The sequence below is a fragment of the Chloroflexota bacterium genome (assembly GCA_026710945.1).
Lineage (GTDB): Bacteria > Chloroflexota > UBA11872 > VXOZ01 > VXOZ01 > VXOZ01.
On record JAPOQA010000021.1, the window covers coordinates 28,242 to 39,307 of the forward strand.

General features: G+C 59.7%; 8 protein-coding genes. 7 read left to right on the top strand and 1 reads right to left on the bottom strand.

What is annotated here, in order from left to right; genetic code table 11:
- The first annotated feature begins 134 nt into the window (after positions 1–134).
- The 7 genes from OXE05_04030 (at position 135) to glpX (ending at position 9,890) form a co-directional block, all read left to right on the top strand.
- Positions 135–1,847 carry a hypothetical protein gene (locus OXE05_04030; GenBank protein MCY4436484.1) on the top strand — a complete coding sequence of 571 codons (1,713 nt, stop codon included), beginning with the start codon at positions 135–137 and terminating at the stop codon, positions 1,845–1,847.
- On the top strand, positions 1,844–2,845 hold the full coding sequence (locus OXE05_04035; GenBank protein MCY4436485.1) for a MoxR family ATPase: 1,002 nt from the start codon (positions 1,844–1,846) through the stop codon (positions 2,843–2,845). Before OXE05_04030 ends, OXE05_04035 begins: the two co-directional genes overlap by 4 nt.
- Entirely contained in the window at positions 2,842–3,729 is an 888-nt protein-coding gene (locus tag OXE05_04040) for a DUF58 domain-containing protein (protein MCY4436486.1), read from the top strand. Before OXE05_04035 ends, OXE05_04040 begins: the two co-directional genes overlap by 4 nt.
- Entirely contained in the window at positions 3,726–5,573 is a 1,848-nt protein-coding gene (locus OXE05_04045) for a VWA domain-containing protein (GenBank protein MCY4436487.1), read from the top strand. Before OXE05_04040 ends, OXE05_04045 begins: the two co-directional genes overlap by 4 nt.
- Positions 5,574–5,575: 2 nt before the next feature.
- Complete coding sequence (locus OXE05_04050; GenBank protein ID MCY4436488.1) at positions 5,576–8,308, top strand: VWA domain-containing protein; 2,733 nt, start codon at positions 5,576–5,578, stop codon at positions 8,306–8,308.
- A gap of 16 nt (positions 8,309–8,324) precedes the next feature.
- Complete coding sequence (locus OXE05_04055; protein MCY4436489.1) at positions 8,325–8,711, top strand: hypothetical protein; 387 nt, start codon at positions 8,325–8,327, stop codon at positions 8,709–8,711.
- Between the two features lie 150 nt (positions 8,712–8,861).
- A complete protein-coding gene (gene glpX, locus OXE05_04060) occupies positions 8,862–9,890 on the top strand; it encodes a class II fructose-bisphosphatase (protein MCY4436490.1) in 1,029 nt (342 codons plus the stop codon).
- 619 nt (positions 9,891–10,509) lie between these two features.
- Here glpX and OXE05_04065 read toward each other — a convergent pair.
- On the bottom strand, positions 10,510–10,968 hold the full coding sequence (locus tag OXE05_04065; GenBank protein MCY4436491.1) for a ComF family protein: 459 nt from the start codon (positions 10,966–10,968) through the stop codon (positions 10,510–10,512).
- Between the last annotated feature and the right edge of the window lie 98 nt (positions 10,969–11,066).

Sequence of the window (11,066 nt, forward strand, 5' to 3'; positions counted from 1 at the left end):
CGCCGGCGAATGTGCGCTGGAAATCATGATGTTCGAGAGGCATCCGCCGATGTAGCTGCCCTCGTCTAGGCCGCCGTCGGCTGTAATTTGGCCGCAACAACCTGCGACAGGAAGCACCAATCAGCGAGGCGACCTTGTCGAAGACAGCATCTTCAACTGCGGATTACTCTGAGCAGGGCGCTGCCTCGGCGTCGATCTACGCCCACCTACTATCGCGATTCGGCCGGCGGCTGCGGCTGCTCGCGGTGCTGCTGCGAGGTGTGCGAGCCCTGTGGGTGACTGCGCTGCTGTACGTCGGCTTCTCTCTCGTGGGGTCACTCCTCGTTCCGCAGTTTCCAGTCTTTGCGATTAGTCTTGTCATAGCCCTTGTCGCGTTCTTGGCCTTGGTAGTCCCCATCTTGTTGCGGCGGCTGAGCACGCTTGACATTGCCAAAGCCTACGACTCGCGATTGGCGCTGTCGGAACGTCTTGCCACAGCGGTGGAAGTAATGGGCCGTGCTCCGGAGAGCCCCTTCAAGGCAGTCTTGCTCGACGACGCATGGCAACATGCGCAGAAGATCCGGCCCAGACAGGTGTTCCCAATCCGCATCCCGCAAAGAGACGTGCTGCTTCTCGTCTTAAGCGCTGTGGCGCTGTTTCTTTGGGAGATCTTTCCCTATATGGCCGGTCAACTCGTGCCGCTTGCCCCGCTCGCGTATCAGGTAGCGGCGGTGCGAGAGGGAACGCTGTTGGAGCGCACGACTCCGGACGCATTCGTGGTGGGTGAAGAGGTACAGGGCCCTGCGGTGAACGAGGACCTTGCCCAGCCGGAAGGAGCGCAGGCGGCGGAACAACTAGACCAGAATCAGCCGTTGCTCACGCAGGCGGACCTCGATCAGCAACAAAATCTGGCGCAACAAGGCCAAGCAGCAGAAGAAGGAGAGACCGCCCAGGGCAACGAAGGGGAAGCGAGCCTCGCCGATCTGGCCCAGCAGCTACAAGAGTCGCGGAACCCCCATGTCGACCAGCAAGCGAACGCGCTCGCTGACGTGGGACGAGAGCTTGCACAGGCACGACCTTCGCGCGAAGCCGGGCAGAATCTGGAACGCGGCAACTACGATCAGGCGACGCAAGCTCTCGAAGAGTTGGCTCGCCAGGTGCGCGACCTTTCGCGGGAGGACCGCAATGACATGACTGACGCGTTCGCGAAGGCTGCGGAGCGCGCTCAACAGGCCGATCCGAGGCTAGCCCAGGAGTTGGCAGACGTAAGCCGGGAGGTCGCCTCGTACAATGACCGGGCAACGGAGCGTGAACTGCAGGAACTTGGCGATGCCATTCAGGAACGGGGGCAGCGGATCCAGGCACAGCAGCAGTTGGAACAGCAAACCGAGCAACTCCGAGCCGGCGCCGGTGGAGAAGATTCAGGAGGTCAACAGGGGGATGCGCAGCGGCAAGGAACGCAAGGCCAGCAGGCGTTTAATACTTCAGGCGTAACGGAGCAATCGGGCCCGGCGCAGCAGCAGGATTCGTGGCAACTCCAGGCGGCGCCGGGCGGCCCAAGCCAGGGTGGCGGCAATCGCGGTGAAGAGTCATTCCAACCTGGGCCGGAAGCTCCGCGCCTGCAGATTGAACAGAGGCCATCGGTTGTCTTGGCGGACAGAGGTGTTGGCCCATCTCTCTGGTCGCCGCAACGCGCGCCGGTAACTATTCCCGGTCCTGGTACGGCTCCCGCCCAATTTGGCGTAACCGATGCCGGCAACGCGATTATTTCCACTGGCGGCGCCAGTCACTTTGTGCCCTGGACGGTCGCCGACTACGTGCAGAAGTACTTCAACGCCCTCTCAAATGCTATGGAGCAGTCACAATGATCTCACGGCCGACCGAAGAACGGATCGAACACTTCCAGACGCTCAGCCAAGACATCCGCGCCGAGCTGGGGAAAGTAATCGTTGGTCAGCAAGCAGTCGTCGACAATGTGTTGATTTGTCTGCTTGCCGGCGGACACGCCCTGCTTGAAGGTGTACCCGGTTTGGGCAAGACAGAGTTGGTAAAGACGCTTGGGGAAGTTCTCGATCTGCGGTACGGTAGGGTTCAATTCACGCCTGATCTCATGCCGGCTGACATCACCGGCACGACAGTTATCACCGAGGACCAGCAAGATAACCGCTATTTCCGCTTTGAACAGGGACCGATTTTCAACAACCTGGTCTTGGCGGATGAGATCAACCGAGCCACGCCCAAGACACAGTCGGCGCTGCTGGAAGCCATGCACGAGCGCACGGTTACTGTAGGGAACTCACTTCATGACCTGCCGATCCCGTTCTTTGTGATGGCGACCCAGAATCCCATCGAAATGGAAGGAACCTATCCGCTGCCGGAAGCGCAGCTCGACCGGTTCTTTTTCAAGATCATCGTGGACTATCCCGATGCGTCGGAATTGGAGGAAATCGTGCTGCGCACTACCACAGATGAGGTGCCCGCGGTGCGCAAGGTGGCCACGACGCAAGACATACTGGCGCTGCAGGTGCTCGTCCGGCAGGTGCCGATCGCCTCTCACGTCTTGCGCTACGCCGTGCGTTTGATTACGGCTACAGACCCGGACTCTTCTGAGGCGCCGCAGATTACGCGAAACTATGTGCGCTACGGCGCGTCGCCACGCGGCGCGCAGACCCTTGTGCTGGCAGGCAAGGTGCGGGCGTTATTCGATGAACGCTATAACGTATCCTTTGATGACATTCGCGAGGTAGCGCACCAGACGCTGCGCCACAGGCTCATCCTAAACTTCGAGGCCGAAGCGGAGGGAATTACTGCGGATACGGTCATCGATGAGCTGGTAATGACGATTTCACCGGAAAGTGAAGAATGAAGCCGAGTCCTTCGGCAGCAATTGACCATGCGTTTTTGCGGCGGCTGGACCGGCTGCAACTCATCAGCCGGCGCGGCTACGGCATGGTGACCGGCGGCGGCAGGCGGAGTCGGCAGTTCGGCTCTTCAATCGAATTCGCCGACTATCGCAACTATAGCCCCGGCGATGACTTTCGCCACATCGACTGGAACGTCTTTGGCCGCTCAAACCGCCTCTACATCAAACTGCGCGAAGCGGAGGAGCATCTCGCCGTTCACGTGCTCGTTGACGGGAGCCGGTCTATGGATTGGGGCCGGCAGAATAAGTTCTCGTATGCAAAGTCTTTGGCCGGGAGTCTGGGATACATTGCGCTCAACCGTGACGACGTGCTCTCCGGTGCGATATTCGGCGAATCGACTGAACAGTATTTTCCGCCCGCTCAAGGAAGAGCATTCATTCTGCGCTACTTTGACTTTCTCGAACAGGCGCAACCGGTAGGCGGCACTACGTCGCTTGTCTCCGCCACTCGCAACTATGTCGCACGGAACGCCCAACGCGGCTTGGTGATCCTGATCTCGGACATGATGACCGAAGACGCGTACCGCGGCATTACGGCGATTCAGGAGGCCGGGAATGAACTTGTCTTGCTCCACGTGCTTGATTGGGCCGAGATCGACCCGGAAATGAGCGGCGAATTGAGCCTGGTCGACCGCGAGACAGGCCGGACTATCAACATCGCGGCAGACGCAGAGACGCTCAATCAATACCGTGAGCATGTTCTCGACTGGGCAGACCAGCTCGAGACGTTTTGCGGGCGGCGCAACGCGCGCTACGTGCGACTTGAGACGTCTTGGCCGCTGGAAGAGGTGGTGTTCCAGCGACTGTTGCGGAGAGTCGTTCTATGAGCTTGCTGGTCCCATTGGCTCTCGCGTGGGGAGCGCTCGCGGGGCTTGTGCTGCTCTTTTACATCTTGCGGCCGCGCAGTCTGCGGGTTGAAGTGCCGAGCATCTTCCTCTGGCGCGACTTGGTACAGCGCGAGCAGGCGCTCACGTTGTGGCAGCGGCTCAGGCGTCACTTGCTGCTATTCCTGCAGCTCCTTGCAATCCTTTTGCTTGCCCTTGTGCTGGCGCGTCCCGAGCGTACGGCGGACACGCTGCCGCAACGGCACGTGGTACACGTTATCGATGCCTCGGCAAGTATGAGCGTAGCAAGCGGCGACACGACGCGGCTGGAAGCGGCCAAAGCAGCCGCACTCGAGCAGGTGTCTATCACCGAGCCGGGCGACCGGTTGACTGTGGTAAGTTTCGGCAGCCAGCCGGCAATTCTTGCCTACCAGACCCGGGATACGCGGTCTGCGCGCGATGCCGTCAGTGCTATTGTGCAGACTGCCACGGTGGGCGACAGCGAACGCGCTCTGCAACTGGCAGTATCATTGGCAGAGTCTTTGCCGGGCAGCGAGGTCTATCTGTATACGGACGGCAGCTTTCCGGCGCCAAACGTACCTGAATCACTGAATGCGACGGTTCATTTCGTACGGGTGGGTATCCCGGCAGACAACCAAGGTATCAGCGCATTCGCCATCCGCCGTCACCTTGATAGCCTGCAGGCATTTGTCCAGGTGCAAAACTTCAGCGCTCAGTCAGTAACCGTGCCTCTCGTTATTTTGGCAGACGGTCAGCCGCTAGAGCGACGCGACATCAATCTGGCGCCGTTTCCGGATTCCGGCTCATCGCTGGATCTCGTCTTTGGTGAGTTTCCTGCGGGCATCTCACGAGTTGATGCTGTGCTCGATCACCAAGATGCGTTGGCGGCGGACGACCGCACGGCAGCCATTCTGATGCCGCCGCCGGTATTGCGAGCCCTCTTGGTATCGGATACGCCATTCTTCCTAAACACAGTATTTGCGCCATTGCCATTCCTGGCCCTCGATCACGTGCGTCCGGTAGAGTTTCGCCCGGCAGAGGTGTACGACCTCTATATCTTCGATGGCTGGCTCCCGTCCGAGCTCCCTCCCGGCAACTGGCTCATATTCAATCCGCCCGCGGGCTCGCCGTTCTTGCCGGTAAGCGGAGAAATCGTGGCGCCGACGCTTGACTACCTGGCACAGGACCATCCGCTCATGCAATTCGTGGAGATCCGTGATCTGCGCGTTGCGCGCGCACAGCGTATGGAACTGCCGCCATGGGCAGATGAGCTTATCGGCAGCACCAGAGGGCCGTTGCTCTTCAGTGGCACGTTGGATGGGCGCCGCATGGTGGTATTCTCATTCTCCTTGATGCAGAGTAATCTCCCCTTGCGCACGGCGTTTCCGGTCTTGATTGGCAACATCTACCAATGGCTCAACCCGTACCGCATTCAGGAGACTGTCTCCCACGTTCAACCCCAGGACGTGATAGAGCTGGGTTTGCATCCGCATGCCGATCGCCTGGTTGTGGATAAGCCGGGTGGCGGAAGCGTATCGTTTGCCGGCAGACAGCGCATTCCATTTTCAGACACTGAGGAGCTCGGCGTTTACCGCGTGGTGCACTTTGCGGGGGCGCAAGAGATTTACAGCGAGGTGTTCATTGTGAGTCTCCAGGAAGTGGCGGAAACAAACGTAGGAAATCAGATTGCCGCGCTTGAAAGTAGCAGGGCAGCGGTGCCTCCAATCGATCTGCCGGTCTTCCAGGAAATCTGGAGGTTCCTGGCCCTGGTAGTGCTCTTTCTCTTGCTCTTTGAATGGGTGTGGTACCACCGCGTGCGGACGTAGCGATGTTTGCATACTTTACACAGCCGTGGCTGCTAATCCTGATCCCTCTCGCATATGGGGTCGTCATAGTTGTCGCCAGGCATGGCGTGATGCAGCTTTCGCGGCGTACGCTCGTCCTGGCAACGACGCTGCGTCTGTGCGCAGTCACGCTGCTCATCGTGGCGCTGGCCGGGTTGCAGCTGCCGTTGGCGGGTGGGCCGGTCAATACGATCTTCTTGTTGGATACCTCTGCCAGCGTGACACCGGCTACTCAGTCTGCCGCACGTCAATGGATTGATAGGGCGGCTGAGACGCGCTCTCCTGATGACACGTTTGCGCTCTTGACTTTTGGGACGGACACACGTATTGAACTCCCGTTTGGTCGCAGCGACCTCGTTGAGGGTGATGACCTTGCAGGTGTCGATGAGCGCACGAACATTGCGGATGCGCTGGAGGTAGCCGCGTCTCTCTTTCCGCCGGACGCGCCGAAACGCATCGTGCTCATATCAGACGGCAATCAAACGGCTGGCGACGTCATGCGTGCTGCGGAAGTAGTAGCGGCGCAGGGCGTGCAGGTAGACGTTGTACCGCTCTTGGCTCAGCTGGGTGTAGACGCAGCCGTCGTCGAGGTGGCGCCTCCCACCGCCCTGCGCGCGGAAGAGAGCTTTGAGGTGCGGGTCACGGTGGCATCCACAACGCAAGGGGAGGCGCTGCTGCGTCTCTTCATGAACGAGACGCTTGTCAGCGAGGGGCCGGTTGCGCTTGTGTATGGGCAGAACACTTTTACGATCCAGCAGCCCGGCGTGGAAGAAGGCTTCTACTCTTTCCGCGCCCAGGTGGTGGCGCCGGACGATCAGCGTCCGCAGAACAACGACGCCTATGGCTACTCGCAGGTGGGACCAAAGGGCGTAGTCCTGGTGGTGGAAAACTCGATTGGCGATGCCATAATCCTCACGCAGGCCCTCCAGGCCGCAGGAATTCAAGCCCAGAATGTAGGACCGGCCCAGCTTCCCGGCCGACCGGAGGACTTGGACGGTGTATCGAGTGTCGTCCTCGTCAACGTGCCGGCCTCTCAACTTACGACACAGCAGATGTCCGCGCTTCAGGAATACGTGCAGCGCTTTGGCGGCGGGCTTGTCGCCCTTGGTGGCGCGGCAGCGTTCGGCATGGGCGATTACGGCGGCACGCCCTTGGAACACGCCCTGCCCGTCATTTCACAGCCGCCGGACCATGAGGAACTGCCAACTCTGGCTCTGGCATTGCTCATCGACAAATCGGGCAGCATGAACGAAGGATCCCCGGTATCCAAGATTGCCATGGCGCGCGAGGCGGCAGCGCAAGCAGTTGAAATATTGGAGACCGGCGACGTGCTGGGCGTGTTGGCTTTTGAGTACTCACCGCAATGGGTCGTGCGCCCAGCGCCGGTGAACGATGCCGACGACGCCAGGAACGTCGTGCGGCGCGTGGCTACCATCGAGGCCGGCGGCGGCACCGACATCTATAACGCGCTGCAACTCGCCTACGATACGCTCCGCCGCACCCCGGCGCAGGTGAAGCACATCATACTTGTTACTGACGGCCAGTCAACATCTGCTCCCGGTCTCTGGGAAACTTTGATGACCCGCATGCGGCGTGATCGCATTACCCTTTCGGCAGTGGCGATCGGGTCTGATGCGGACCAGAATCTCCTGCAACGTCTCGTGAGACTGGGTGACGGCCGGTACTACTATGCCGACGTGCCGGAGAATATCCCTCAGGTTGTTACCAAGGAGAGCCAGCGCGCCAGCCGCACGCTGGTAATGAGTCGTCTCTTTCAGCCGCGTGTCGTGACAGCTAGCCCTATCCTCCGCGCCATCCTGCCGGATTCCCTGCCAAATCTTACCGCCTTCGTGCGCACGGAGCCAAAGCCCGCAGCCGAGACTCCGCTACTGTCCGACACCAGCGAGGTGATCTTGGCGCAATGGCAATACGGGTTAGGACGCGCAGTGGCCTGGACGAGTGACGCCGGACAGGACTGGGCGGCAGACTGGGGTGAATGGCCCCAGAATCAACGCTTCTGGGCGCAAATGGTACGTTGGACGATGCCAAGCCCGCTCAATCCGCAATTGGCGACGCAGGTGCGGGTGGACGGTAGTGACGTAACGGTTGCCGTAGACTCGGTAGATGAGCAGGGAAACATCCGCAATTTGCTCAATACGCAGGTAGAAGTAGCCGGTCCGGAACAGCGGGCGTTCTCTCTTGCGTTGCCGCAGACAGCGCCGGGACGTTACGAAGGTACGCTTACCACGGATAAGCCTGGCGTGTACGCGCTCCGAATCACACAGTACGATGAAGACGCGCCCGTAGTCGAGCAGATCACCGGTGCGGTGGTGCCCGTGGCGGCTGAATTCTTGAGTTTCGAGACTGACTTTCGGCTGCTGCGTCGTCTCGCGGTTGTGACCGGCGGTCAGGTCCTTACAGGCGCGCCGGAAGCCTTTCGCCATGACCGACCACCCCCCGAAGGGTATAACCGGCCTTTTTGGCAGCCGCTTGTGGTCGTCGCGCTGCTTCTCTTTGTCGCAGACATTGGTGTGCGCCGGCTCCGGTTCACGTGGTATGAGCTCGGCATCTTCGGTGCTGTGCTGCGGTCTGTGCGCATTCCACAGTTGGGAATAGCGGCTGAGAATGTGCTGCGCAGCCCACTGCAGTACCTATCTCGTCTGTCTTGGATTAAGCGGGGCCGATCTCTGAGAGGCCGAGTGTCAAGGCGGTCCTAAACCTAAGCGGCAACTCATGCAAGAGTGCATAGACATAATTGTCGCACTTGCCAACCCGCAGTTGCGGACAAGGTTAGTTGATGCTCTCCAAACGCAAGACAAGACCGCGCATACTCCCCGCGATCTGCCAGACCTCCTGAAGCTTCTTGTAAACTGGGAAGAAGATGAGCCCCAACTGCCAAGAGTGCTCGTCCTCGATGAAGCGTTCATCTATCCCCACGTGTACGAAGAGTGCGTACGCATTAAGGCCTTGTCACGGTTGTCGCTGACTGTCGTACTGCTCGTCGAACCTCGTACGCGCACGCGCTCGGATTGGATGGGTGTAGATCGGATTCTTAGGCTGCCTATGAGAGTAGAAGAGATTGTGGAAAATGCTGTTCGCGTGCTTGAGTCGCAGCACTGAGGATGTATCGTCAGGAGTAGGCCCTGGACGGGCGTGGGCCAAATGCATTGAAGACAGATTGATCCGAAGAGACTCCAATACTATGGATTATTTGGTTGCGATCATTGCAGTAGATCGCGTAATAGACAACCACTGAAAGGGAAGCAGGCTGTGGCAGGAAAGGGTGCGACAGAGTGTGAGAGCGCGCGAAAAGTGTCTCCTCTTACGAGCATCGAAACGCATCTGGCGCTCGAGTTCGTTCGTGTAACGGAAGAAGGAGCGATAGCTGCCGCCCGCACGATGGGTCAAGGAAGCCCGGATGGCGCGGACGATGCGGCAGTGAAGGCCATGCGCGCCGCTCTACAGAGAATCACGATGGACGGGACTGTAGTCATCGGTGAAGGCGAACGAGATGAAGCGCCAATGCTCTATATCGGCGAGCAACTTGGCAGCGACGGCGGCCCGGCCGTAGACATCGCCGTAGACCCCTTGGAAGGCACCAACTTAGTCGCCAGGGGGTTAAACAACGCCATAGCCGTTATTGCCGCCAGCGAGCGCGGGGGTCTGTTGCACGCGCCGGACATCTATATGGAGAAGCTCATCGTCGGACCTCCGGCGGCAGGGAAAGTGAACATCGACTTTCCGGTCTTGGCGAACCTTCAGATAATTGCCGACGCATTGCAACGCCGTGTGGAAGATCTCACCGTCGTAATCCTCGACCGTGACCGGCATAGTGAATTGATAGATGAGGTGCGCAAAGCCGGAGCGCGGATTCGTCTCATTACCGACGGTGACGTGACACCGGCGGTGGCATGCGCCATTTCAGGCACGGGTGTGCATGCGGTCATGGGTATCGGCGGGGCACCGGAAGGCGTTCTTGCCGCCGCCGCGCTGCGTTGCCTCGGGGGCGGCATGGTGGGCCGCTTCTGGTACCGCAACGATGAGGAACGAGAGCGGGTGCGGTCCATGGGCATTTCCGATCCCGACCGCGTTTTCAGCATCGATGATCTGGCGGGCGGCAAGCAGATTATCTTTGTTGCTACTGCCGTCACGGACGGCGACATGCTGCGGGGCGTGCGGTTTTTCGGCGGAGGTGTCCGCACCCACACACTTGTCATGACCGGCCAGCGCCTCGTCGCGCGCTTTATCGATAGCACGCATATTTTTGACAGCCAGCAAGTCGGTCGCATACGAATCTAACTATGAATACGTGAGCAGACTCTGCTTTGTTGGGAATCTCGGTTTGCCTCCTACGTGTTGACGGCGTGAATGGGAATCTGCCGCGCCAATCACTGTTCCAGACGGCGACTCCCGTATTGGGTTAAGGGGCAGGCGCGGCCATCCAGCCTGATGCATAGCTTTGGCGGGCACGAGGATTGCGGCTGGATAGGTGAAGACACTGCCTTACCACAGCCCCCTCCTTAGGAGGACTTTGCCTGACCCCAGCCGGTGGCGCAAGATCCACTCCCTCTCCCCTAGAGCTTGTCTCAGAAGTTCACTGCTCAAAGTAGACTTGCCCTTCGACAGGCTCAGGGCGAACGGCAAAAGCAAATCCCGTTCGTGCTGAGCCTGTCGAAGCACAGCTTTGCTTATCGAGACGATCTATGAGACAGCCTCCCCGGAGAGGGAATGCCCCTGCTTGAATTTGGGGCTATGCAAAGATTTCCTCCGGGAGAGGGGATTTTCCCGCCCCAGCAAGTGTTATTCAAAGGTCTCCCTAAGGAGAGGGAGTATTTTTGCCCGCCGGCCGTGGCTGTGTGAAGGTCTCCCCAAATAGGTCTTGGACGAACCGTACGCACCATTGCGCTTTGGCGTTTCTCTATCCCCCGCGCGCGAGCACCGCACCCCAGACCCAGGGCGCGCCGCCTTCCTGGACGAGCTCTTGCGCGCAGGTAACCAGGGTTGCCCCGGTTGTCGCTACGTCGTCAAGTAGCAATATGCCGCCGTGTTGGAATGCGCTGCGGCGTGCCGAGAATGCCCCGGCCACGTTGCGGAGGCGTTGCTCGCGCGATAGTCCCACCTGCGGTGGTGTATCCACAATGCGAACGATTCCGTCACTGAGGACGGGTAGGTGCAAACGCTCGCTGACCGCCAGCGCCAACAACGAAGCTTGATTGAAACCCCGCTCGGCCTCTCGTTTGGGATGAAGCGGTACCGGGACGATCGCCGCGCATGGGGGAATCTCTGCATCCATGACAAGCTGGCTCAGCAACTCGCCGAGGTCCTGCGCCAGACTTGTGCGGTCCTGGTACTTGTAGTGGTGGATTGCATGACGCAACGGGCCGGAGAACGCGCCTATTGTCGCAATTCCGCGCAGCTTAGGATGGGTCAATCTGCACTGGCGGCAGATTGCATACTGCTTGGCGACGGCGGCGT